Source organism: Streptomyces sp. NPDC050546 (genome assembly GCF_044457425.1).
Classification (GTDB): Bacteria; Actinomycetota; Actinomycetes; order Streptomycetales; family Streptomycetaceae; genus Streptomyces.
Map to the genome: position 1 here is coordinate 464757 of NZ_JBITGX010000001.1, position 23415 is coordinate 488171.

The following is a 23415-nucleotide window of genomic DNA, read 5'->3' on the forward strand; positions in this document are numbered from 1 at the left end:
ATACCTGACAGACAGCGTCAGGTATCTCAGTGGATTTCCTCCCCCACGCCCTCCGTGTACAGGGAGACCGTCTCCCGAGCCCGGCGCACCAAGGCCTCACGCAGTTCCGCAGGCTCCAGCACCTCGACCGCCGGGCCGAACACCAGCAACTGTTCGGCCGCGCGAAGCGCCGGGAACCGCAGCTCCAGCTCCACCGGTTCCCCCTCACTGCCCGTCTTGGCCTCGGCCTCCTCCAGAACAGGCATCGGGCCCCCGAGGTCGGCCTCGTGGTAGCGCAGAAACCGGGCCAGCACCGACCGCTGCACCCGGGCCACCACCCGCACCGGGGCCGGAATCCGGTCGATGCCCTCTCGCAGCGCCTCCCACACATCCGCCAGTTCCACCCCCGCACGGCGGCGTACCGGCTCGTCGACCACCGACGCCGACAGCATCCGGTCGAGGCGGAACATCATCGGCTGCCGCCTGTGGTCCGCCACCAGGTACCAGGCTCCGGCCTTGCTCACCAGCCCGTACGGATCCAGCGTGTACGAGCGCACCTGAGCGTCCCGGCCGTGCCGGTAACGCAGCCGCAGCCGCCGGTCGTTGAACACCGCCGCCTGCAGCACGCCGAGATCGACCGCCGAAGGACGCGGGCTCGTGCGCCAGCGCACCGGATCGATCATGATCCGTCGGCTCGCCAGGTCGGCGTCCCCGCGAAACGGCGCCGGCAGCGCCACCATCACCTTGCGCAACGCCGAACCGATCGCCTGCCCCAGCCCCAGATCCGCGTGCGCCTGCTCGGTGACCAGCACGAACAAGGCACGAGCCTCGTCCGCGGTCAGACCGGTGACGTCGGTCCGGTACCCCGGCAGCAAGGCGATACCCCCCTGACTCCCACGTTCCGCGTACACCGGCACTCCCGCGGCCGACAGCGCCTCCACGTCCCGGTAGATGGTGCGCACCGAGACCTCCAGTCGCGCTGCCAGATCGCCGGCGGGCAGCTGCCCGTGCGTTTGCAGCAACAGCAGGATGGAGAGCAACCGGTCCGACTTCATGCCTCAAGCATGCTCCCCAGATGGGGTTGACCTTGTCTCAGGGGCAGAGCTGACCCTTCTGGTCATGAGCAGCGACGACGATGCCCTCTTGGCGGAGCAGCAGGCCTACTACCGCGCAGCGGCTGCCGCCCCCAACGTGCGGTTTCTTCAGGCCGATCTGTTCGAGTGGCAGCCGTCTCGGCGCTACGACACGGTGTTCTTCGCCTTCTGGCTCTCCCATGTTCCGCCGGCGCGGTTGCCCGGCTTCTGGAGCACCATCGCCGCCCTGCTCGCACCCGGCGGCAAGATGATCTTCATCGACGATGAGCCTCCCGCCGCCGCGAACGAGGAAGGTGTCACGGAAGGGCCCGTTCCCACGGTTTCGCGCCGACTCGACGACGGCAGCCGATACCGGATCGTGAAGGTGTTCCATGACGCCCGGAAGCTCGCGGGCGACCTCACAGCACTGGGATGGACGGTCCACGTCCAAGCCCTGGCCGGCAACATCATCGGCGTCGCAGACCCACGGAACAGTCCACCGCCGGGGCCGCGTGCCTCACGGAGTGCGGAACCCGCGGAACGTCACGTGTTTCCGGGTCTCGAACCCGAGTCGCTCGTAGAGCGCGATCGCGCCGGTGTTCGCCTCGGCCACGTGCAGGAAGGGACGTTCACCCCGGCCCACGATGCGCGCGACCAGCGCACGCACCAGGCGGGCGGCGTGGCCTTGTCCGCGTGCCTCGGGAGCGGTGCAGACAGCGCTGATCTCGGTCCACCCGGGGGGCCGGAGCCGCTCCCCCACCATCGCCACCAGGGTGTCGCCGTCGCGGATGCCGAGATAGGTGCCGAGTTCATGGGTGCGCGGCCAGAACGGCCCCGGTTGGGTCCGCTCGACGAGGCCGAGCATCCCGGGCACGCTCTCGGCGCCCAACTGGACCACGGCGGGGTCGAGCTCGACACGAGACGCGTCCGGACGGCTGTCGCCGGTCCAGATCATCTGGCGGCCCTCGAGGACGAAGACCGGTTCCCAGTCCGGCGGCGGAATCGCCGGGCAGCTGAACATGTCAGCGAACTCGCCCCGCCCCAGCAGCCCGGCGAGCTCGCCCCACTCCTCCGCGTCCGCCTCAGCGGATACCGCGGAGAAGGTCGCGACTCCCGGCAGATAGGTGACAGCCCGGCCGAGCCGGCGAGCGAGATGCCCGTGGTGGCCGCGAAGCGATTCCCCCACCGGGTCGTCGAGTGCGACGACGTCGCGGAGACCTGTCATCGTGCTGCGCTGCTCCTGCCCAAGGTCGAAGTCGGCCGCCGGTGACCGACACGGTGCAATTCGAGTGCCGACGGACCATCGTAGTCAGCCCCGGATTCAAGGACCGCGGGGCATGCGCCGACTGCGATGTCAGCGCAGCGCAGCGGTCAGCCGGTACCGCCCGGACGGCAGACGGTACGCGCACACCCCCTCGGCGAATCCGAGGAAACGCACTCCGGACACCCGCGCCAGCGGGGTGCGTCCCTCACGGACGGCGTCGGCGGAGGTGGCGGGAAGGCGCAGGGTCGCCTCGCTGTTGGCGGGCACCGCGGCCTCGTACTTCAGGGCCCGTCCCGCCTCGACGACCTCCCAGGCGCTCCGGATCTCGCCGTACGGCGACTCGTACGAACCCGCCACCCGCGTGATCCTGCCCGTGGGATCGAGGTGGGGCCGCAGCAGGAAGTGCTTGAAGCCGGGGCTGTCCGGGTCGCGGGCGATGCCGGCCATGTGCGTGTACATCCACTCCATGATCGCGCCGTAGGCGTAGTGGTTGAAGGAGTTCATGCTGACCGGGCCGAAGCCCGCGTCCTCGGAGTAGGAGTTCCAGCGCTCCCAGACGGTGGTGGCGCCGTTCTTCACCGAGTACAGCCAGGACGGCAGGGCGTCCTGGTGGAGCAGTGCGTACGCCAGGTCGGCGCGGCCCTCGTCGGACAGGACGGGGGCCAGGACGTTGACGCCCAGGAAGCCGACGGACAGCGTGTTCTCGGCGTACTTGACCCGGCTGCTGTCCGGGTGCGCCGCCTTGTAGGCCGCGTCGTTGCCGATGTTGTCGGCCAGGTGCTCGACGAGCGCGCGGCGTTGTGCCTGCGTCTCGTAGAACCCGAGCTTGAGGACCCAGAGCAGCGCGGTCTGGCTGTTGTCCTCCGTCTTCTGGTCGGGGTCGGCGCCGGGTTCGATCGGGGAGGCGGCGCCGAGGCTGGACTTCACCGTGACCCGGCCGCCCTCGGTGCTCAGGTACTTGGCGATGAACGCCTGCCTGATGCGCCCGAAGAGGCGCTGGTACGCCTCGGCCTCCTTCGTCCGGCCGATGGCCCGGGCCATCTGCGCCATCAACCGCGCGGAGTAGCCGTAGTAGACGTCGCTCATGAGCTGCGCGCTGGTCTTCTGCGGTGCCAGCCAGTCGCCGGTGAGGGACCCCTGGCCGGCGTAGGTGTCACCGGTCTGCTCACGGATCCAGTCCAGGTAGCGGGTCATCGCCGGCCAGCTGCTCTCGACGATGGTCGCGTCACCCGTCATCTGCCACACGGTCCACGGGAGGACGACGCCGCAGTCCGCCCAACCGCTCCCGCCGTCGGGGAAGTTGTACCGCCCGCCGGGAGCCACTCCGGTGAACTGTGCCTGGTCCGTGCCGTAGATGGTCTGGGAGTCGACGACGGTGTCCTGGAAGTGGCCGAGGAAGACACCGGCGTCCGCGTTGTACAGACCGGTCGTGGCGAAGACCTGGGTGTCGCCGGTCCAGCCGAGGCGTTCGTCGCGCTGGGGGCAGTCGGTGGGCACCCAGAGGTAGTTGCCGCGCTGGCCCCAACGGACGTTGCTCATCAGCTGGTTGATGTCGGGATCGTTCGTGGTGAGGCTGCCGGTCTCGCGGATCGCGGATGTGGCGGTCCTGCCGGTCAGACCGGTGATCGTGACGGTGTCCGTCGCGGTGACGGAAACGTAGCGGAAGCCGTAGAAGGTCAGTGAGTCCTGATGGGTCTCGCCCTTCCGGTCGCCCTTGAGGATGTAGGTGCTGGTGGCCTTGGCGCTGCGGAGGTTGGCCCGGTAGACGGAGCCCTCGGGGCCGTCCGCTCCGGCGCTGTCGTCGTTGAGCATCTCGCCGAACCTGAACTCGGCCCGCGCGCCGGCCGGACCGCGCAGGCGGTAGCGGGCGACGCCGACCATGTTCTGGCCGAGGTCGAAGACGGCGGTCTCGCCGCTGCCGATCGTCACGGAGGCGGAGGCCGCCTGCTCAGGGTCGGTCACCGTCCGGGCGGGGTCCACGACGATGCGCCCCTTGCCGTTGGGGCTGCCGTCCTGGCCGGTCACTCCGGTGGCGACGGTGATCGACCGCGGCCGGCGGTCCCACTGCGGCATGAGGCGCGCCGTCTCGGCCGGGTAGGCGAGGACTTGCGCGCCCGGGTAGGTGTCCTCGAAGGCGACGCGTGTCACGTCGGCCCACGCGCTGTCGTCGAATCCGGGCGCCGCCCAGCCGGGCAGTTCCTTCCGGGCGTCGTAGGTCTGGCCGTCGTAGATGTCGTCGGCCCGGTGGGGGCCGGTGTCCGTGGCCTTCCAGGTGCCGTCCGGCTCGGTGACGACCGTCTGCGAGGTGCCGTCGGCGTACCGGATCAGCAGCTTGGCCTTGATCGCGAGGGCGTTGCCGTCCTTCGACCAGTACGTGCTGCCCTCGGAGACCCGGCCGTTGTACCAGCCGTTGCCCAGGACGAAGGCGAGGGCAACCGCCTGCTCCCGCGTCACGAGATCCGTGACGTCGTACGTCAGGTAGTTGACGCGCGCGTCGTAGTTGGTCCAGCCCGGGGGCAGCAGTTCGATCGTGGTGCCGCCGTCCTGCGGGACGGTCACGTGCTGTCCGTTGACGTAGGCGTCGTAGACCCCCAGGGCCGAGACGTACAGCCGTGCCTCGCGCACCCGCCCCCGGCCGTCGGTCCTGAGGGGTGTCCTGAGGGGTGTCTCCCTCCGCAGCATGGGAGCACCGGCCGAGCCGGGCTCCTTCCCCTTCATCCCGATCCACTGCGCGCCGTCCCACCCGGCCACACCGTCGGTGCTCATCAGGCCGGTCTCGAAGGTGGACGGGAAGGCGACTCCGACCGGACGGCCTTCCGCGTCCCAGACGGTGACGGTCCAGTGGTAGCGGGTGGAGGCGCCGAGCGGCTTGCCCGCGTAGCGGACGGCGACGGAATCGGCGGAGCGGACGCGTCCGCTGTTCCAGAGGTCCGCGCGGGCTGCGGACAGTTTGTCGGGCGAGCTTGCGACGAGGATCTGGTACGACCCTTGGCTCCGGCCACGGCTCGACGTCCGTATGCGCCACCCGAAGCGCGGCCTGCTCGCGTCCACGCCCAGCGGATCGGTGCGGTGTTCGACGGTCAGCGCCCCCACCGCGTGGCCCTCAGGAAGCAGGGAGGGCTCCGCGGCGGCGGCAGTCGTTCCGCCTCCCGGGACGCCTGCCCCGGCGCCTACCGACACGACTCCGGCCGTCGCGGCGAGTACGGTCCGACGACGCACTGCATCATGACTCACGCCTGCATCCTCCGGTGGTGAATCGATTCAAAATTCGGCTGTCAAGATCCTCGAGGGCCGTGGCCCGAACAAGCGCTGGAAGATCGCGCCGCGCTTCGGTGCGGCGATGGGTAACGTTTTCCGAGGAGATGTGGGCCTGACCCTAGAGAGCGCCCAGGGGGCGTCAAGATGCCGGGCATACACTCGGCGGCAGCGTTTCCCAGAGAGGCAAGGGACCGGATGGAGCCGCCAGCACCGCGTCGCAGGGTCACCATCGTCGACGTGGCACGTCACGCCCAGGTCTCCACGACCGCCGTGTCGAAGGTTCTGCGCAACGCCTATGGCGCCAGCCCCGAGATGCGCGCCAAGGTGCGGCGCGCGATCGACGAGTTGGGCTACCGGCCGCATGCGGGCGCCAGGGCGTTGCGCGGTCAGACGTACACCATCGGCGTGATGCTGCCCGACATCCGCAACCCGTTCTTCCCCGAGATCCTCGACGGCATCACGGGTTCACTGGAGGACACCGAGTACCAGGTGTTCCTCGGGCCGGGCTGCAACGGTGAGAAGGCGGAGGCCCGCGTCACCGAGGCGATGATCGACCGCGGCATGGACGGCATCGTCCTCGTCGCCCCCGTGTCCTCGCGAGCCCGCCTCGAACACGTCGCGTCCGCCGTGCCGACCGTCGTCATCGGCCGCCACGGGTCGTCCCCGCTCCACGACACCGTGACCGACGACGACATCGAGGGCGCTTCTTTGATCGTCGGCCATCTCGCCGGTCTCGGGCATCGACGGATCGCCCACATCGACCATCACGAAACCGATCCCGCGCGCCTCGCGGAGATGCCCAACGCCCGGCGCGCCGACGGATACCGGCAGGCCATGCGGACGCACGGCCTGGAGGAATCGATCGACGTCGTGTCCACCAGCTACACCCAGGAAGGCGGGTACGAGGGCGCGCAGCAGCTCCTGGCCCGCCCGCATCGGCCCACGGCCGTCTTCGCCGGAGCGGACATCGTCGCCATGGGTGTGCTGGAAGCGGTCGCCGAGGCCGGACTGACCGTCCCCGGCGACATCTCCGTGGCCGGCTACGACAACACCACGTTCGCCGCGTTCGGCCCCATCTCCCTGACCAGCGTGGACCAGGCAGGACATGAGATGGGCAGGAACGCCGTACGCCTGCTGCTGGACCGGATCGCCGACCGGCACAGGCCGTCGACCCGGCTCATGCTCTCCCCCACACTCGTGCCACGCCGGACCACGGCCCCACCGCCGACGTAGGCCGGCCGGCCCGCGCCCGACGGGGTACGCAGGGCTGTTCGGCGGGAAACGTTATCCACCAAGAGGACCCCTGGTTCGTCCTGCCTCACAACGGTGTTGCGAAAGTGGCGCGGTCGCCCGACGGGCGGGCCACGCGGCAGGCGTCGCTTCGTATCAGGCTCTGGAGGGCCGCAGTCCCTGGGAGCTGTCGGCCGTGAGGGGAAGACTGCGCAGTGACAGGGCGCTCGGCGCCGGCAGCGCCGCGTGGGCCGCTTCGGCGCGGAACGACTGGAGGAGGTACGCCACCAGACGCCGGGACGCCGCACGGTCACCCGGCAGCGCGGTGACCAGACCGCAGTGGGACAGCAGGGCCACGGCGAGGTCGGAGGGGTGGAAGTCGGCCCGCAGCGCGCCGGCCGCCTGAGCCCTGCGGACCAGGGTCATGAACTCCCGCTCGGCCTGTTCCCGTTCCCGCGCATGTTCTCGCGTGCTGTCCGGATAGGCCGCGACGAACGCGGCCGGGAACCCCCGTTCCTCCCGTTGCAGTTCGCAGACCGTCTCGAACAGCCGCTGGAAGCCCCGCCACGGATCGGGGTCGGCCAGCGCCGCGGTGAGCGTCCGGGCGCAGGTGGCCATCTGGTGCGCGAACGCGGCCCGCACCAGAGCGTCCCGTGTCGGGAAACGCCGGTACAGCGTCGCCACGCCGACCCCCGCCCGGCGGGCCACGGTCGCCATGGGCGCGTCGATGCCGTGCTCGGCGAAGACCGCGCGGGCAGCCACGAGGATGCGCTGCCGGTTGCGCTGGGCATCCGCCCTCAGCCTGTCCTGACCCGCGATCCGAGAGGATTCCCCCGCCACTGTCTCTCACCTCCGGCTCAAGTGGACGATCCCGTCCGTTTAGCAGCCTACGCTCGGCGACCGGATCCCCCCGAACGTCCGCTGACGGCGAAGGTGAGAACGATGGACGACCGCATGATGAAAGCCGTGCTGTTCGACCGCTTCGGCGGCCCCGAGGTGCTGTACGTGGGCCGGGTACCGCGCCCCGTACCGGCATCCGGTGAGGTCCTCGTGCGTGTGCGCGCGTTCAGCGTGAACGGCGGTGAGCTGGCGGCCCGTTCCGGTCGCGTCAGCCTCATCACCGGCCGGAAGTTCCCGCAGCGCGTCGGGCTGGACTTCACGGGCGAGGTCGCCGCACTCGGCACCGGCGCGACCGGCGTCGATGTCGGCGACCAGGTGTGGGGCGTCCTCGGCCGCCGCTCCGGATTCGGCAGCGCGGCCGAGTACGTGACGGTACGGCCCGAGCGGCTCGGCCGGGTCCCGGACGGGCTGGACCTCGTGGCCGCCGCCGCACTTCCGGTGGCCACCACGGCCATCACGGCCCTGCGCGACAAGGCCGCACTGCGCCCCGGCGAACGGCTGCTCGTACGGGGCGCGGCGGGCGGCGTAGGCAACGCCGTAGTCCAGCTCGGACGGGCATACGGCGCCGAGGTCACGGCCCTGGCCCGCGCTGCCAACCTCGACTTCGTCCGCTCGCTCGGTGCCCACCAGGCCGTCGACCACCGGACTGTGTCCCAGGCGGAACTGGGACTGTTCGACGTGGTCCTCGACACGGCGGGCACCGGCCTGCGTACCGTACGGCGGCTTCTGAAGCCCGGCGGACGCATGGTCGCAATCGCCTTCGACCAGGCGCGGCCCGCCGCCTCTCTGGGTTACATCGCGGCCAGCGCCCTCCACGGACGCGGTCGGGTGCGCTTCTTCAGCGGCAACCCCGAACGTGCGCTCTTCGATGATCTCGCCCACCAGGTGACGGAGGGAAAGCTCCGGCCGGCGGTGGACACGGTCTTCCCCCTGGAAGAGACAGCAGCGGCACACCGGGCCCTGGAGGCGGGCGGGGTGCGGGGCAAATACGTGGTCAGGGTCGACTAGCGTCTGTTGGGAAGGTGTTGGTCAGCGCCACTCGTGCGTCCCGGGAACGCCGGCGCCAGTGCCGGATCCTCGCAAGACTTCCTCGCTCACTTCCGCGCCATGCGGAAACGAGGAATGCGTGCCCGCTTCTCGGTCGGATAGGCCATCACCGAGCCGGTCCGCCGCGCTGTCCGGGCTATGCCTGAGTTGCCCCCCGGCCGGGTCACACCGCGCCCGGGTGCAGTCCGGCGTCGCGGGCGAGGAGTGCCGCCTGCACCCGGTTGTCGCAGTCGAGCTTGGTCAGGATGCGGCTGACGTAGGTCTTCACGGTGGCTTCGCTCATGTGCAGCCGCCTGCCCGCGTCCGCGTTGGACAGGCCCTCGCCGAGCAGGGCGAGGACGTCACGCTCCCGTTCGGTCAGCCCGTCGAGGCGGCGTCTGGCCTCCTCCGCGCGGGCGGTGGCCATGGGGGAGGCAAGAGCGTCCGCCACGTGCCGGGTGGCCGCCGGCGAGAGATAGGCGTTCCCGGCCGCCGCCGCCCGCACCGCGTGAATCAGCTCATCGGGCGCGGTGTCCTTGAGCAGGAACCCCGCGCCGCCGTGGCCGAGCGCCCGCAGTACGTTGTCCCGCTCGCCGAACGTGGTGAGGATCAGCACCCGTACCTGCGGCGCGGCGCGGCCCAGCTCGGCCAGTGCCGTCAGCCCGTCCATCACCGGCATCTGGATGTCCAGCAGGGCAACGTCGACGGCGGTGCCGCGAGCGCTCCTCACCGCCTCCCGGCCATCGCCGGCCTCGGCGACCACGTCGATGTCGTCGGCCGAGTTGAGGATCATCCTGATGCCGGCTCGGATGAGCGGCTCGTCGTCGGCGACGAGGACCCGGATCACACGGCCTCCTGGGCGGTGTCGGTCGGAAGGCGATGGCATGGCCTCGCCATCATGCCTTGATCCGGTCGGGGTCCATCGCGCGGACGGCGCTACAACGCGGGTCGTTTCTCGGCCCTGCGGATCAGCTCTCGTCCTTGAAGGTCTGCTTCGTGACCAGCTTTCCGTCGCGGAAGCAGAACCGGAAGATGGTCGAGGTGTCGTCGGGGTCGTCGGACGCGAAGTGGCGGCAGGTGGCGTCCTCGGGTGGCCGCGGGCCCTGGTCCTCCAGATCCGTCGTCAGAAAGGAGTCCTCGTCGGGCAGTTCGGCCTGCACGTCGGCTTCGGGATCCCCCTCCTTCGCCGACTCGTACACGCTCACCGGGATCGTGGACTTCTCCAGCTCGTCCATCAGCGCGCTCACCCCCCAGACGCCAAGGGCGATCACGCTCACGACGAGGACTACGGCTGTGACGGCACAGCCGATGGCCACGTTCTTCTTGCTGCTCATGATGGCGGCGTACTCCCCGTGCTTGTCGGAACGGTTGATGACCGTTCCACTGTTGCCCTCGGGTCCCGCCCCTGGCTGTCCTCCGAAGTCGTCGTCCGGGCTGACGGAGGTCGCGTCGTCCGGGCGGGGCCCGGGCTCGCCGTGCCCGGTGCCGTAGGGAAGCATCCCCGCGATACGGAAGCCGCCGTCCGCGGTGGGGCCGGTGTGCACCATGCCGCCGATGAGCCGGGCCCGCTCCCGCAGGCCTGCCAGTCCCTGACCGCCGCTGACCGCTGCCGGGGCGCCCGGCACCCCGGCCGGCGCGGGCCCGTTGGCGACCTCCACCACCAGGCTGTCCGGCTCGTAGCGCAGGGCAACGGTGATCGGGGCGCCCGCGGCGTGCTTGTGGGCGTTGGTCAGGCCCTCCTGGGCTATGCGGTACGCCGCGTGGTCGGCGGCGGGCGCCAGTGGCCGGGCGGCGCCGGACCGGTGCAGTTCCACGGTCGCGCCCGCAGTCCGGGACGTTGCCACCAGGCCGTCGATGGAGGCCACGACCCGGGTGAGCGGGCGCCCGCCGCCCGTGTGCGTGGCCGCGGCCGGAGAGGGCTTGGCGTGCTCGGGGAGGTCGCCGGGCCGGTTCGGGTCGTCCCGGTCTTCGCGGAGGATGCCGACGGCTTCGCGTAGCTCCCCCATCGCGGCCACGGAGGCGTCGCGCAGGATCCGGACCCCTTCGCGCTGGCGGTCGGTCAGGTCCGGATCAACCTGCAAGGCGCCCGCGTGCACGGAGATCAGGGCGAGTTGGTGGCCGAGGCTGTCGTGCATGTCCTGCGCAATGCGGCCTCGCTCCAGCAGGCGCGCCTGTCGTGCCACCATCGCCTGCTCGCGCACGAGCTGGGCGTTGTTCCGCTGCAGTGCGTCCAGCAGCGAGTGGCGTTGCGCCCGGTAGCGGGACATCAGTCCCGGCACGATCCCCAGCGTGAGAAACGCTGCCGCGCTCAGCGCGCCCGTGACCGGAAGCGACAGGCCGGAGCCACTGATCTCCTCGTGGGCGGACAGCACGGTATGGAGGACGAGCGCGGCGGCGTAGGCAGCGAACACCCGCCCGGGCTTTGTGATGCGGCTTCCCGCCGACCAGCTCGCGTAGACCATCAGCGGCACCGCGGACAGCAGTACCGCTGCCGCGCCGGCAGAGACGACCAGCACCGTCACCGGCAGCGCACGCCTGATCAGCGACAGCACGGCAATGCCCGCCACGACGGCGAAGGTTCGCACCCCGTAACCGGACCTCACTGCTTCGAACAGCACCGCGAGCCCAGCGAGGGCGACGGTGAGCACGATCTCCCCGGCGATCCTTCTGCGGCTCCAGGGGGACGCGGCCGCAAGCCGGAGGCGGAGCGACCGTACGGTGCGGGCGGGGTGTGCTTCGTCCAGTTCCACGGGCCGACGATAGTCAGCGCCCGGGAGCACAACATCATCCCTGGGTCGTGACGCCGAACGACGAAAGTCGACAACCACAGGTGCGGCAGAAGCTGTTGGACGTGCCCTGGCCCATCGCCATCGGTCGCTGCGAGACACGACTTTCGGGGACTGCGTCGAGTCGCCTGTCGCGGTGACGATGGCTCAGCAGCAGAGCGCAAGCGGTGCGGGCGGTTCACAACAGGCCCGTGTATGGGATGAAGAGGCGGGAGTCGTCACGTGGACAACGCACGATTGCAGGCGCACGATCGGTTCAGCGTCCTGCAGAAGATGACCTTCATGGCCAACCAGTACGTGGTGACCGTGGCCCGTCCCGACGGCTCGGGCGGCTCGGAGGGTGAGGTCGTCGCCTTCGCTCAGCAGAAGCGGATGGCGCTCAAGGAACAGGTGACCATCTACACCGACGAGTCCAAGAACCGCGTCCTGTGCACCTTCGAGGCCGGCCAAGTCCTCGACATCGGCGCCGTCTACACCGTGCGGGACGAGGACGGGAACCCCATCGGGTCGTTTCGCGAAAGGGCTGTGGCCTCCTTGCTGCGCTCGACATGGGTCCTGGAGCAGCCAGGCACGGTGGAGCTCACCGGCCGCGAGCGCAACCGGTTGGTGGCCGTGCTGCGCCGAGTCTGGGAGTTCCTCCCGGTCACCGACTTCGTGCCGTTCGCATGGCCGTACCACTTCGATTTCACCGAGGGCGACAAGCGGTTGATGAGGGTCGACAAGAAGTTCGGGCTGCGCGACCGGTACGTACTCGACATCGCAGCCCCCGGCATCGACCGCCGCCTCGCCATCGCACAGGCGGTGGCGCTGGACGCCCTGCAGTCACGTTGACGCGGAATACGGGCCATCGAGCGGAACAGGAGAGGAAAGGCCGCATGGAAGCGATCAAGGAACCCGACTGGAACACCATCGGAATCCTGGGGGCAGCCCGCGGCGCCCGGGGATCCGCCGAGGGGCCCACGGGTACCGAGCATCTACTGGCCGGCATCACCACGGCCAGAGGGCCGGCGCGCAAAGCACTCGACGATGAAGGAGCGACCAGGACGGCGCTGATGGCGGTACTGCGGGACACGATGGACAGGGACGGTGCGTGGAGCGGCACCGACGACATCGAGGCAAGCGTCGCCGCGCAGGACGTGCTGGGCGACGACGGTGACCGGGACAGCCTCACCGGCGCCGCGGCCAGGGCGCTGACCGCGGCGATGCGGCAGGCACAGCGGGAGAACGCAGCGAAGTTCACCGGCGTTCATCTGCTGCGGGCGCTGCTGGAAGAGGACAACCGCGCGGTGGAACTGCTGGGCGCGTGCCGCGTCTCACCGCAGGCGGTACGCACCCGGCTCGACGGCGGAACCGGAGGCCGGCAGGACGGCCTGGGCCCCCTGCTGCACGCCACCCGCGACATTCTCCTCGGCCGAAGCCACTATCGTCACATGCCCTTCTGGCAGCGTTGGGTACTCAGGTTCGCTGGGATCAACTGGGCCTCACGTCCTGCCTGGTGGGTCAGTACGGAGACCTATGACCAAGCACGCCGTCTCGGCAACGGCCCCGTGGGGACCGAGCATGCCCTGCTGGCGGTCCTGGCCACCCACGAGGTGGCGCTGCGGTACCCGCACCTGGCAAAGGCCAGCACCCCCACTCCCGACACCCGCTATGCGGGCGGTGAGCGGCTGGCCCGCCTGGGCATCGACTACGCCTCGGTTCACCATGCCCTCACCCGTGACGGAATCCGCCTGACAGCCGACCCCCGGCCCGTCAAGAAGTACCTCGATGAGGCTGCACGCCCCCGCGCGGTGCGGTCGGCCGACTCCTGCAACGCATCGACGAACGACCCGGGTACCGGCCCCCTCGTCGAGACCCTCCTGAGGGAGCAGACGCGAGCCCGGCAGCTGATCCACGCACTGACCACCGCTCCCGGAGACTGACAGGGTGGGTGCCCGATTGCGGCCCCTGGGACACGGCTGCGGGCCAGGACCCGTCGCATCGGGGTGCGTCCCGCGCCGAGCCGTTGCACGCCTCCGAGCTCACCAGGCTGGGCCGCCCCGACTCCGCCCACCCGTCCGTACGCGCCAGGGCCCCGCCACTGTCACGGATCCACGCCTTGCTCATCGGGTCCATGAACGAAGGTTCGGACACACAGCGCGGTGAGGTGGGAGCATGGGACACGTTGGTCTGGCCGGCGTGACGCTGTCGACGGGGATGAGTGGCATGAGCGAGCGCACTGGATCTTTGAGCGAGGCCATCGGTGGGATGGAGGTCCTTCGCCGGTTGAGCGACACCTTCTACGACCGGGTCCTGGCCGACCCGCTGCTGGCGCCGGTCTTCGCCGAATTCACCCGCACTCACATCGAGCACGTCGCCATCTGGCTGGACGAGGTCTTCGGCGGTCCAGATGCGTTCACCCGGGAACTGGGCGGCCATCAGGCCCTGATCCGCTCCCACCTCGGACTGGCCATCACCGAGGAACAGCGCCTGCGGTGGATGGAGCTGATGACAGAGGCCGTCGACAAGGAACTCCCCGACGACGACCTGCTGCGACAGCGAGTGATGGCGTACTTCGACTGGGGCACAGAGATCGCCCGGGCCGTCTCGGCCGATCCCGTCGGCACCGACCTGGGCGACCCCGGCCCCACCCCCCGCTGGGGCTGGAAGGGACTGTCCTGAGCTGACCCAGGCCGATGTCAGGTCGGCCGGCGCTCAGTGGATCATGGACCGACGACTCCTCGGTCCCTCACGTCCGAGCGCCTCAGCGCCAGGGCCGCGATGTCGTCGTCGAGCCTTCCGCCGCTGTGCCGCAGCAGATCCCGGTGCAGCTGATCGAGCAGCTCGCGGGGCTGCTCCAGGCCCTGCCGCCGCATCCAGTCCGGCAGCGGAAAGAACTGGCCGGCATGGTCCCGGGCCTCCGATACGCCGTCCGTGTAGAGAAGCAACTGGTCACCCGGGGCAAAGGCGACGCTGTCCACCCAGTAGCGGTCACCGATGAGCGCCGCGAGGTTGAGTGGCGGGGAGGGGATGGCGGGCTCCAGGACCCGGACCTTCCCGCGATGCGCGATCAGCGGCGGTGGATGTCCGCAGTTGAGAAGTCGTATGCGGTCGCCGTCGGGCGGGATCTCGGCGAGGAGAGCGGTGGCGAAGTGCTCGGGCTGGTCCTGAACGGGAAACACAGCGCTGTGGCGCGTGACGGTGGTCTCCAGGCGATGGACGATGCCCCGCAGGTCGGGCTCGTCGTACGCCGCCTCCCTGAAGCAACTGATCACCGCCGAGGCCACCCCCACTGCGGACAGGCCCTTGCCCCGGACGTCGCCGATGAGCAGCCGGACCCCGTGCGGTGTCCCGATCGCTTCATAGAAGTCGCCGCCGATCCGGGCCTGTTCCTGGGCCGCCAGATACATCGACTCGATCTCGATGTCCTCGACGCGGCGCGGCAGCGGGCGCAGCAGCACCTTCTGGGCGGCGTCGGCGACGAGCCGGACCTGGAAGAGCACTTCCTCTCGCTGAAGCCGGACATGACTCCCGTATGCGGCCGCCAAGGTGACCGCGACGATCGCGGCCGACGTGTACTGCGTCCCCAGATCGGTGTAGAAGAGGCTGAGGACTGTCATGAGCACCAGGCAGAACGCCCCCAGCATGAGGGTGGGGAGCACGGGCCACATCGCTGCGGCAAGGGCGGGTGCGGCGGGCAGAAGGCGGCTGATGGCGATCTCCCGGGGTGTGGAGAACGCCAGTACGGCGATGAGGACGGTCAGGACCACGGGTGACAGCCGGGCAGCTTCCCATCGGCCGCTGTAGGCGGGGCGACGACGCCTCAGCCGCGCAGACATGATCACAAATGCATAGTATCGACCTAATCGGGCGTCGAGCGCGGAGAAGATCATGCGCCGCGCGCTCCGCGGCGCGGCGAACGGGCCCGCCCGGAGGAGCCGAGGCCATGTGTGACACGCATGGCCCGCACAGACTCCCTGGCGACCAGGCGAGGATCAGGCGGGCCCTGGCCGGTCGGGATCACCAGTGTTAAAAAGGTCGCATGGCGAATCGCTTCGCCCGCTTTCAGCACCTCTCCGTCAAACGCGTGATCAGCAAGAGCACGCGGAGCGTGGCCGGGCAGGTGTTGATCTTCCAGGTGGCTCTCGTGGTGCTGCTCGTGGCCTGCGGCGTTTTCGCTCTCATCCTGCAGTCGGAGCGGGACACCAGCGCCGAGGCCAGGCGCCGCTCCACGGCCGTGGCACAGACCTTCGCGCATGCGCCAGGCGTCCAGGCGGCATTGCGGACTCCGGATCCGAGCAGGATTCTCCAGCCGCTCACCGAGGAGGCGCGCCGGGCCGCCGGTGTCGACTTCATCGTGGTCATGGACACCGAGGGCATCCGGTACACGCACCCCTTGCCGGACCGCATCGGAAAGAAGTTCGTGGGCGAGATCGGACCGTCGCTGGCGGGGAAGGTCTTCGTGGAGAGCGTCGACGGCCCGCTCGGCCGCGAAGTGCAGGCCACAGTCCCGATCAAGAACGCCGACGCCGAGGTGGTGGGCATCGTCTCGGCGGGGATGAAGGTCAAGAACGTCCAAAGCCAGTTGACCCGGCAACTGCCCATCATCCTGGGCGCCGGGGCCGGAGCGCTCGTCTTGTCCACCGGGGTGACGGCACTGGTGGGCAGGCGGCTGCGGCGACAGACACACAGCCTCGCCCCGGACGAGATGACCCTCATGTACGAGCACCACGACACGGTGCTCCACTCCGTCCGGGAAGGGGTCCTGATCGTGGCCTCCGACGGGCGGCTGATGCTGGCGAACGACGAGGCCAGACGACTGCTGGAGCTGCCCCCGGACGTGGAGGGGCGACTCGTCTCGGACCTGCCGGGCCTCGACCCCGAGACAAAGGCGCTGCTCGTCTCCGGGCGCGAGGCCACCGACGAGGTGCACCTCGCGGGCGATCGGCTACTCGCGGTCAACCAGCGCCCTACGGACCGCAAGGGAGGCCCCAGGGGGACAGTGGTGACGCTGCGCGACTCCACCGAGCTACAGGCGGTGACCGGCAGGGCGGAGGTGGCACGGGAACGGCTCAGGCTGCTCTACGACGCCGGGCTCCACATCGGTACCAGCCTGGACGTGCTGCGCACCGCCGACGAGTTGGCGCGGGTCCCCATTCCTCGCTTCGCCGACTTCGTCACCGTGGACCTGGCCGACACCGTCCTGCACGGCGATGAGCCGGCCCCCACCGGGACGGACATGCGACGCGCGGCCGTCTACGGCATCCGGGACGACCACCCGCTCTCCGAACAGGGCCGGCTCTTCGACTACCTGCCCTCCACTCCCCAGGCCCGCGGCTACGGCAGCGGCCGCTCCCAGCTGGTGAGCGATCTGCCGAGCGCCACGGGCTGGCGCCTGCAGGACCCGGAGCGTGCCCAGGCGATCATCGACTACGGCATCCATTCCCTCATCACCGCCCCCATCCAGGCCCGTGGCGTCGTGCTGGGCATGGCCAGCTTCTGGCGCGGGCGGCAGCATGAACCCTTCAACGAGGAGGACCTGTCGCTGGCGGAGGAGCTGGTGGCCCGCGCCGCGATCAGCATCGACAACGCCCGCCGGTACACCCGCGAGCACGCCCTGGCCGTCACCCTCCAGCGCAGCCTGCTGCCCCAGGCGATGCCCGAGCAGAACGCCCTCGACATCGCCTACCGCTATCTCCCCGCCCAGTCGGGCGTGGGCGGAGACTGGTTCGACGTGATTCCCATGCCGGGGAGCCGGGTGGCACTGGCCGTCGGCGATGTGGTCGGCCACGGCCTGCACGCCGCCGCCACGATGGGACGGCTGCGCACCGCGGTCCACAACTTCTCCGCGCTCGATCTGCCACCCGACGAGCTGCTGAGCCATCTGGACGACCTGGTCGGGAGCATCGACCAGAACGAGACGGCGGAGAGCGCGGCGGGCGTCGTGGGCGCCACCTGCCTGTACGGGATCTACGACCCCGTGACGCGTCGCTACGTCATGGCACGTGCGGGGCATCTGGTGCCCGCGCTGGTCCACCCCGACGGGACCGTCACCTTCCCGGACGTGCCGGCCGGCCCGCCCCTGGGCCTCGGCGGCATGCCGTTCCAGACGGCCGAGCTGTGCCTGGCGGAGGGCACCCAGCTCGTGCTGTACACCGACGGCCTCATCGAGGACCGCAGACGCGACCTGGACGTGGGAATGGACCTGCTGCGCGATGCGCTGACGGGCCACCCCGGCCGGCCGCCCGAGGAGACCTGCCAGGACGTGCTGGACATCCTGCTCCCCGGGCGTCCCAAGGACGACGTCGCCCTGCTCGTCGCCCGTACGCGGGAACTGCCGCCCGATCGGATCGCCGACTGGGACGTACCACCGGACCCGGCCGCCGTCTCCGGCATGCGCGACGCCGTGTCGCAGAGGCTCGAAGGGTGGGGCCTGTCAGAGTTCGGCTTCACCATGGAGCTCATCCTTAGCGAGCTCATCACCAACGCCATCCGCTACGGCGCCGGGCCGATCCACGTCCGGCTGATCCGCGACCGTACGCTGATCTGCGAAGTGGCCGACGGCAGCAGCACCTCACCGCATCTGCGGTACGCCGCGACGACCGATGAAGGAGGCCGGGGTCTGTTCCTGGTCTCGCAGATGGCTGAGCGCTGGGGCACCAGGTACACCCCGCAGGGCAAGGTGATCTGGGCCGAACAGGCCCTGCCCGAGGCCATACAGCAGCCCGCCCCGAGTCCGGCCGACGCGGACACGCCCCTCGGCGACGAGGGGGCCGGCCCGTGATTCAGGCCGTCGCTCGGCCCCACGCTCCCGAGAGGCGCCGGGTGACCACGGCACTGAGCGTGCGCACGCCTCGTGTCGATCCGGGGTCGATACCCGTGAGCTCACGGACCCGGCGCAGACGGTAGTCCAAGGTGCGGGTGTGGACGTTGAGCGCGGTCGCCGTGGCACCGCGGTGCATGTCGTGGCGGTAGTACGCGTCGAGGGTCGTGAGGAGGTCGGGGCCGGTCTCCAGGCGGCGGGCCAGTGAGCGGAGCCAGTCGTCGACGAGTGGCACGTCCGCGACGGCGAGTTCGACGAAGACATCCGCCAGGGTGTGCGGCCGCAGCCGGGCGGACGCCCGGCGCGGCGGGGCTGCCCGGCTGATCCGGCGGGCACGGTCCAGAGCGTCGGCCAGCTCCGGCAGCGGTGCGACGGACGTGCCGACGGCGCAGGGGCGGCCCAGGACCTGGGCAAAGTCCTGTACGAGGCCCGGCAGGTGGGCAGGGGTGAGATCGGGCAAGAGGTCGGGAACCACGTGCGGCGGTGCACCTTCCGCTGCCTCGGGGCCGGAGAACGGCGGAAACAGGGCGATCAGCTCACCGCTCCCGTCGCCGCCCTCCGGCCCCCACATGACCGGCGCACGGTGGCTCTTCACGAGCGCCCCGATCTCGCCTTCCAGGAAACGATCGATGGTGGGCCGGTCCGGAATCCGAAAAACCGTCACCGCGTAGCGATCCGGGAGTTCCATGTCGACGGCCGCGGCGAGTTCCGCCGAAATCGGATCTCCGTTCAGTAATGACCGGGTCAGCAGGGCAACCTGCTCGGTGTACGGCATTCGGCGGCGCAGTACGCGCACGAATCCCTGGCGGTAGGAGGCGATGCCGCGTTCACCCTGCGGGGCGAACCAGGTCATCATGCGCATGATTTCGTCGACACCGCCGCCACGCTGGGCCTCGGTCGCCTCGTTGATCTCACGCAGCATGAGGGCGGTGTGCACGCGCAGCACCCGCTGCCGCGCGTCGAGCGACATCCCGGCTGCTGCCCGCAGCTCCCCCATCGACGCGATGTAGCCGAGATCGTCCCCGCTCAACTCGCTGTTGTCCGGCGAAAGTTCGACGGTACGACGCCGGAACCACATCGAGTGTTCCAGCGTCTCGGCTCGCGCCCGGGAGTCCTTGTCCAGGAACCCGAACTCCGGGATCTCACGTGTGTATGTCTCGACCTCACGACGGGCGTTGGTCGACGCCTGCCGGGCCAGCTCGACGAAGAGGCTCCCCATGAACGCGAGCTTGCCATTCAGGACAAGCGGGCCGACAGGGGGGATCCGGACGGTGTTCATCACTCCGCACAAAACGGCTTCAGGTGTAGCGACAGGGCTTTTATCACAGTGCGCAAAATTCCCGGATCGGGGTGTTTCCGTCAACCTTTCTGCTTGTGGAGGAAGTGTGAAACGGCCTTAATGAGAACCGCCTGCACACCCCTCGGAAGAACATCGCCGGAATCACTCCGGCTCGATTCGCAGCCAGGCGCCTTGAATGGCGCTCACCCAAACGGGAGGGAAACTCCGATGACAGCGGACACGAGAAAGAGAATCATGGCGGCGGTCGCGGTCATGGTCACATCGACGGCGCTCATGCTCGGCACCCCCGGCACCGGCTCGGCCGCTCCCGCCGCCACACCCAGCCTGCGCGCCTTCGGCATCAGCGGTGACGGCACCCTGATGGCCACGTTCACGACCGACCGGCCGCAGATCCTCGACTGGGTCAGGGCCGTCACCGGCCTCAGCGGCGACACCGGCCTGATCGGGATCGACTTCCGGGTGCAGAACGGTCTGATGTACGGCGTCGGCAACAAGGGCGGCATCTACACGATCAAGACCCCGTCAGGCACCGGGGACGTCCTGGTCACCAAGGTCTCCCAGCTCCAGTACGCGCTGAACGGCGCGAACTTCGGTGTCGACTTCAACCCGGCGGCCGACCGCCTGCGCGTGATCAGTGACAACGGCCAGAACCTGCGGCACAACCTCAACGACCACAGCACCATCCAGGACCTGAACCTCACCACCCCGCCGATCGAGGGCACGACCAAGGGTGTCTCGGCCGCCGCCTACACGAACAACGACCTCAACGCGGCCACCGCGACCACGCTGGTCGACATCAACACGACCACCGACCAGGTCGCCCTCCAGTCCCCGGCGAACAACGGCACGCTCGCCCCGACCGGCAGCCTCGGCATCGACGCGGGAATCAACGCCGGCATGGACATCTACAGCACCCTGTCCGGCGGGAAGACGGTCGACAACGCCGCCTTCGCCTCCCTCACTCCGTCCGGCGCCGCCACCCCCTCGCTGTACAGCATCAACGTCTTCACCGGCCAGGCCACCTCCATCGGCCAGTTCCCGCTGAACATCACGGACCTGGCCATCTCCCTCACCGGATCCTGATCCCCGGCCCCAGCCGCGGCCCGGCCACCGCTGGACCGCGGCGAACCGGCGCCACCCTCGACGGCTCGGGCTCGGGCGGTCTCATGCCCTGAAGTTCGTCCCGCCGGCGCGACCGTGACCTGCCCGGGCGACGAGGAGAGCCACGTCGTCACGCTCGCTGCCATCCCGCAAGGTGCGCAGCAGCAGGTCGCAGGTGGCGTCCAGCGAGCGGCCGGGGTCGTCGAGGGCGTCCAGGAGAGTGTTCAGACGGGCGTCGATGGGCTCGTCTCGTGTCTCGACAAGGCCGTCGGTGTACAGGAGGAGCTGATCACCCGTGCCGAAGGCGAGGGAGGTGGTGTCGAAGGTGACGCCACAGCCGCCCAAGGGGGCCCCGGTAGGCAGATCCAGCAGTCCGCGGGTGCCGTCCGAGCGCAGCAGCACGGGCGGCAGGTGCCCGGCAAGGGAGACGTGACACTGCGCGATGTGAGGGTCGAAGACGGCATAGACGCAGGTCGCGATGGTGTCGAGACCGTCGGTGATGGAGTCGAGGTGGTGCAGGACCTGGTCGGGGGCCAGGTCGAGGTTGGCCAGGGTTCTCGTGGCGGTGCGCAGCTGTCCCATGGTGGCCGCGGCCGTGACACCGCTCCCCATGACATCGCCGACGACAAGGGCGGTCTTGTCGCCGGCCAGGGGAATGACGTCGAACCAGTCGCCGCCGATCTCCATGATCGCCTCGGCGGGGCGGTAACGGTAGGCGACGTCGAGACCGGGCCGCCGTGGAGAGGGGCGGGGCAACAGGCTGCGCTGGAGAGTGAGGGCGGCGTGGCGCTGTGCCTCCACGGCGCGGTGCCGCTCGGTGACGTCGACGCTGGACGTCGCCACTCCCAGCACCTTCCCGTTGGACGTCTCGAGCCGGTAGAACGAAATCGACCAGGCATGATCATGGTCCGGATCGGCCGCTGTGCGCCCGACGGTGTACTGGTCCACGATCGGGGCCCCGGTGGCGAGGACCTCACGCATAGCCGCTTCGAAGGTCTCGTCGATGAAAGGCAGCACGTCATGGACGTGCCGGCCGACGTGCTCGGCGACCGGCACCCCGTTCATCCGTTCCTCCGCAGGGTTGACCGAGATGTACCGGAGATCGGTGTCCAGCATGGCCAGGCCGATCGGTGACTGGGACACCAGCTGCGCGGACAGGGACAGGTTCCGCTCCACCTGTCGCAGCGTTGCCTGATCCGTGGCCAGACCCAGTGCCCAGTAGTCGCGCTGGTCGTCCTGCAGCCGCATGTTGCGGAACTCCACCAGGCGCGTACTGCCGTCCTTGTGCCGGATCGGGAAGACACCGGCCCAGCTCTCGCCCTCCTGCATGACCTGGGCGAACAGCTCCAGGACCGTGTCGAGGTGCTCTTCGTCGACCAGCAGGTGGCCCGCGTCCTGGCCCAGGGCCTCCTCGGCGGTGAAGCCGAAGAGGATCTCCGCCTGCGGGCTCCAGAGATCGATCCTGCCCTCCGCGTCGAGGAGGACGGCGGCCACGTTCAGCACGTCGAGCAGGCCACCCGGCTTGGACGGCACCACATGCGCCGCGCCGGGATCGTCCCGGACGGGTTCTGTCGCACCCATACCTCAGGCTCCTTCCGGCCTCCGGGTGGCGGGCCGCCGGCACCCGTGCGCCGTTCCCTCCATCGTCCCCTCCGGCGCGCAGGCAGGCACCCCCACTACAGAGTGCTACCGCTGCGACGTGGCAAGGAGCCTGCCGCCACCGGACTGATGATCCCCCCTCCTCCGCGGGCTGGGTCCATCACGAAGCGTGACAGTCCGAGGTGCGCGCGGGCGGCCGAGCTGATTTCTTGAAGGAGCAGCCCGTCCACCGCGATCACGCGGATACCCCGCGCCCAGCAGCCTGAGGCGCCACCTCGCACTGGCCACGCTCCACAGCGCTGAAGCCGAGGCCACGAGATCGTCCCCGGACGGCAGGCATCCGCGACAACGAAGAGTGAACACGGAGGAATGCGATGGCGAGTGGCCAGATGACCAATGCCTTCATCTGCCTGAGGGTCCCGCCCGAGCTGGTCGACGCTCTGGTCGACCTGCAGCGCGAGTTCCAGGACCGCGTCGACCCGCAGCGCCCGGAGCACATCCACATCACCCTGGGTTTCCTGCACGGCGCCGACGACCAGAAACTGGGCGACGCCCGCTCCTTCATCAGCGCAGGACCGTGGTCCGCACCTGCCATCCGCCTCACCGGCGAAGTACGTCATGGCAGCTGGACACTGAAGAACAACCCGGCCTACCGCTACGACGAGGCCACCGTCCAAAGGGGTGAACAGGTCCGCCTGGGCGTCGAGCACAGCCCTGAGCTGGCCCGCATCCAGCAGGACATCACCCAGCACCTGAACATCGTGGAAGACGGCTTCTGGCCCCACGTCACGCTCGGCCTGGCACGAGAGGACTTCCCCGCCTCCGAGGTCAAAGCCCTCAAGCTCCCCGCGGTCAGCGGCGCAGCGCCCAGCGTAGACATGCAACAGGAGGCGTCGGCCACCGCGTTCACCACCCTCGTCAGGAAAGACCTCACCGCCTGACCTCCAGGGCGAGCCGGAATCCATCCGGGCACCGGTGCCGACACCGGTGCCCGTCCGGCGGGGCGGGGCGCATGCCAGGGAACTGTTTGCCGGCCGGTGCGGCCGAGCACCCCCTCATCCTCTGCCAAGACCTTGATCCTCTCGCGGCAGCGCCGG

General features: G+C 69.8%; 17 protein-coding genes and 1 pseudogene. 9 read left to right on the top strand and 9 right to left on the bottom strand.

The genetic code is table 11. The annotated features are described in order from the left end of the window. Positions 1-26: 26 nt before the first annotated feature. Positions 27-1034 (bottom strand): helix-turn-helix transcriptional regulator, encoded by a 1008-nt coding sequence (locus ACIBK5_RS02085; RefSeq protein WP_399015193.1) that lies wholly within the window; start codon positions 1032-1034, stop codon positions 27-29. A gap of 64 nt (positions 1035-1098) precedes the next feature. Here ACIBK5_RS02085 and ACIBK5_RS02090 point away from each other — a divergent pair. After that, positions 1099-1257, top strand: a pseudogene (locus tag ACIBK5_RS02090) (hypothetical protein); the annotation flags it as partial. 312 nt (positions 1258-1569) lie between these two features. Here ACIBK5_RS02090 and ACIBK5_RS02095 read toward each other — a convergent pair. After that, positions 1570-2277 carry a GNAT family N-acetyltransferase gene (locus ACIBK5_RS02095; RefSeq protein ID WP_399015195.1) on the bottom strand — a complete coding sequence of 236 codons (708 nt, stop codon included), beginning with the start codon at positions 2275-2277 and terminating at the stop codon, positions 1570-1572. Positions 2278-2406: 129 nt separating this feature from the next. Then, complete coding sequence (locus ACIBK5_RS02100) at positions 2407-5550, bottom strand: family 78 glycoside hydrolase catalytic domain (protein WP_399015197.1); 3144 nt, start codon at positions 5548-5550, stop codon at positions 2407-2409. 219 nt (positions 5551-5769) lie between these two features. On the opposite strand from ACIBK5_RS02100, the gene ACIBK5_RS02105 reads away from it, so the two are divergent. Next, positions 5770-6807, top strand: coding sequence for a LacI family DNA-binding transcriptional regulator (locus ACIBK5_RS02105; protein WP_399015198.1), 1038 nt, complete (start codon positions 5770-5772; stop codon positions 6805-6807). A gap of 153 nt (positions 6808-6960) precedes the next feature. Here ACIBK5_RS02105 and ACIBK5_RS02110 read toward each other — a convergent pair whose 3' ends face one another. Continuing rightward, a complete protein-coding gene (locus ACIBK5_RS02110; RefSeq protein WP_399016198.1) occupies positions 6961-7605 on the bottom strand; it encodes a TetR/AcrR family transcriptional regulator in 645 nt (214 codons plus the stop codon). A 141-nt stretch (positions 7606-7746) separates the two neighbouring features. Between ACIBK5_RS02110 and ACIBK5_RS02115 the strand changes: the two genes are divergently transcribed. After that, positions 7747-8712 (top strand): NAD(P)-dependent alcohol dehydrogenase, encoded by a 966-nt coding sequence (locus ACIBK5_RS02115; RefSeq protein WP_399015200.1) that lies wholly within the window; start codon positions 7747-7749, stop codon positions 8710-8712. 202 nt (positions 8713-8914) lie between these two features. Here ACIBK5_RS02115 and ACIBK5_RS02120 read toward each other — a convergent pair whose 3' ends face one another. Both ACIBK5_RS02120 and ACIBK5_RS02125 read right to left on the bottom strand, forming a co-directional pair. Continuing rightward, complete coding sequence (locus ACIBK5_RS02120; protein ID WP_399015202.1) at positions 8915-9577, bottom strand: response regulator; 663 nt, start codon at positions 9575-9577, stop codon at positions 8915-8917. 121 nt (positions 9578-9698) lie between these two features. Beyond that, entirely contained in the window at positions 9699-11474 is a 1776-nt protein-coding gene (locus ACIBK5_RS02125; protein ID WP_399016201.1) for a histidine kinase, read from the bottom strand. A 315-nt stretch (positions 11475-11789) separates the two neighbouring features. Between ACIBK5_RS02125 and ACIBK5_RS02130 the strand changes: the two genes are divergently transcribed. The 3 genes from ACIBK5_RS02130 (at position 11790) to ACIBK5_RS02140 (ending at position 14177) form a co-directional block, all read left to right on the top strand. Continuing rightward, entirely contained in the window at positions 11790-12347 is a 558-nt protein-coding gene (locus ACIBK5_RS02130) for a hypothetical protein (protein WP_399016203.1), read from the top strand. Positions 12348-12391: 44 nt separating this feature from the next. Next, positions 12392-13438, top strand: a complete 1047-nt coding sequence (locus tag ACIBK5_RS02135) for a Clp protease N-terminal domain-containing protein (RefSeq protein ID WP_399015204.1) — start codon at positions 12392-12394, stop codon at positions 13436-13438. 283 nt (positions 13439-13721) lie between these two features. Next, positions 13722-14177: a group II truncated hemoglobin gene (locus ACIBK5_RS02140; protein ID WP_399015206.1), complete on the top strand. Its 456-nt coding sequence runs from the start codon at positions 13722-13724 to the stop codon at positions 14175-14177. A 41-nt stretch (positions 14178-14218) separates the two neighbouring features. Here the strand turns inward: ACIBK5_RS02140 and ACIBK5_RS02145 are convergent, their stop codons facing one another. Further along, entirely contained in the window at positions 14219-15265 is a 1047-nt protein-coding gene (locus ACIBK5_RS02145; protein ID WP_399015208.1) for a PP2C family protein-serine/threonine phosphatase, read from the bottom strand. Between the two features lie 272 nt (positions 15266-15537). Between ACIBK5_RS02145 and ACIBK5_RS02150 the strand changes: the two genes are divergently transcribed. Then, positions 15538-18279 (top strand): SpoIIE family protein phosphatase, encoded by a 2742-nt coding sequence (locus tag ACIBK5_RS02150; RefSeq protein WP_399015211.1) that lies wholly within the window; start codon positions 15538-15540, stop codon positions 18277-18279. Position 18280: 1 nt separating this feature from the next. Here ACIBK5_RS02150 and ACIBK5_RS02155 read toward each other — a convergent pair whose 3' ends face one another. Further along, positions 18281-19537 (bottom strand): PucR family transcriptional regulator, encoded by a 1257-nt coding sequence (locus ACIBK5_RS02155; RefSeq protein WP_399015213.1) that lies wholly within the window; start codon positions 19535-19537, stop codon positions 18281-18283. A gap of 315 nt (positions 19538-19852) precedes the next feature. Here ACIBK5_RS02155 and ACIBK5_RS02160 point away from each other — a divergent pair, with 315 nt between their 5' ends. Continuing rightward, complete coding sequence (locus ACIBK5_RS02160; RefSeq protein ID WP_399015214.1) at positions 19853-20701, top strand: DUF4394 domain-containing protein; 849 nt, start codon at positions 19853-19855, stop codon at positions 20699-20701. 81 nt (positions 20702-20782) lie between these two features. On the opposite strand, the gene ACIBK5_RS02165 is transcribed toward ACIBK5_RS02160, so the two are convergent. Continuing rightward, on the bottom strand, positions 20783-22300 hold the full coding sequence (locus ACIBK5_RS02165) for a SpoIIE family protein phosphatase (RefSeq protein ID WP_399015216.1): 1518 nt from the start codon (positions 22298-22300) through the stop codon (positions 20783-20785). A gap of 392 nt (positions 22301-22692) precedes the next feature. Here ACIBK5_RS02165 and ACIBK5_RS02170 point away from each other — a divergent pair, with 392 nt between their 5' ends. Further along, positions 22693-23259, top strand: coding sequence for a 2'-5' RNA ligase family protein (locus ACIBK5_RS02170; RefSeq protein WP_399015217.1), 567 nt, complete (start codon positions 22693-22695; stop codon positions 23257-23259). Positions 23260-23415: the final 156 nt, after the last annotated feature.

What these genes read in the sequence shown, in the direction of transcription:
- ACIBK5_RS02115 (WP_399015200.1), top strand. Translation starts at nt 7,747, where the DNA reads ATGGACGACCGCATGATGAAAGCCGTGCTGTTCGACCGCTTCGGCGGC.
- ACIBK5_RS02160 (WP_399015214.1), top strand. Translation starts at nt 19,853, where the DNA reads ATGGCGGCGGTCGCGGTCATGGTCACATCGACGGCGCTCATGCTCGGC.
- ACIBK5_RS02155 (WP_399015213.1), bottom strand. Translation starts at nt 19,537, where the DNA reads ATGGGGAGCCTCTTCGTCGAGCTGGCCCGGCAGGCGTCGACCAACGCC.
- ACIBK5_RS02165 (WP_399015216.1), bottom strand. Translation starts at nt 22,300, where the DNA reads ATGGGTGCGACAGAACCCGTCCGGGACGATCCCGGCGCGGCGCATGTG.
- ACIBK5_RS02150 (WP_399015211.1), top strand. Translation starts at nt 15,538, where the DNA reads ATGGCGAATCGCTTCGCCCGCTTTCAGCACCTCTCCGTCAAACGCGTG.
- ACIBK5_RS02130 (WP_399016203.1), top strand. Translation starts at nt 11,790, where the DNA reads ATGACCTTCATGGCCAACCAGTACGTGGTGACCGTGGCCCGTCCCGAC.
- ACIBK5_RS02170 (WP_399015217.1), top strand. Translation starts at nt 22,693, where the DNA reads ATGGCGAGTGGCCAGATGACCAATGCCTTCATCTGCCTGAGGGTCCCG.
- ACIBK5_RS02135 (WP_399015204.1), top strand. Translation starts at nt 12,392, where the DNA reads ATGGAAGCGATCAAGGAACCCGACTGGAACACCATCGGAATCCTGGGG.
- ACIBK5_RS02085 (WP_399015193.1), bottom strand. Translation starts at nt 1,034, where the DNA reads ATGAAGTCGGACCGGTTGCTCTCCATCCTGCTGTTGCTGCAAACGCAC.
- ACIBK5_RS02140 (WP_399015206.1), top strand. Translation starts at nt 13,722, where the DNA reads ATGAGCGAGCGCACTGGATCTTTGAGCGAGGCCATCGGTGGGATGGAG.
- ACIBK5_RS02105 (WP_399015198.1), top strand. Translation starts at nt 5,770, where the DNA reads ATGGAGCCGCCAGCACCGCGTCGCAGGGTCACCATCGTCGACGTGGCA.
- ACIBK5_RS02095 (WP_399015195.1), bottom strand. Translation starts at nt 2,277, where the DNA reads ATGACAGGTCTCCGCGACGTCGTCGCACTCGACGACCCGGTGGGGGAA.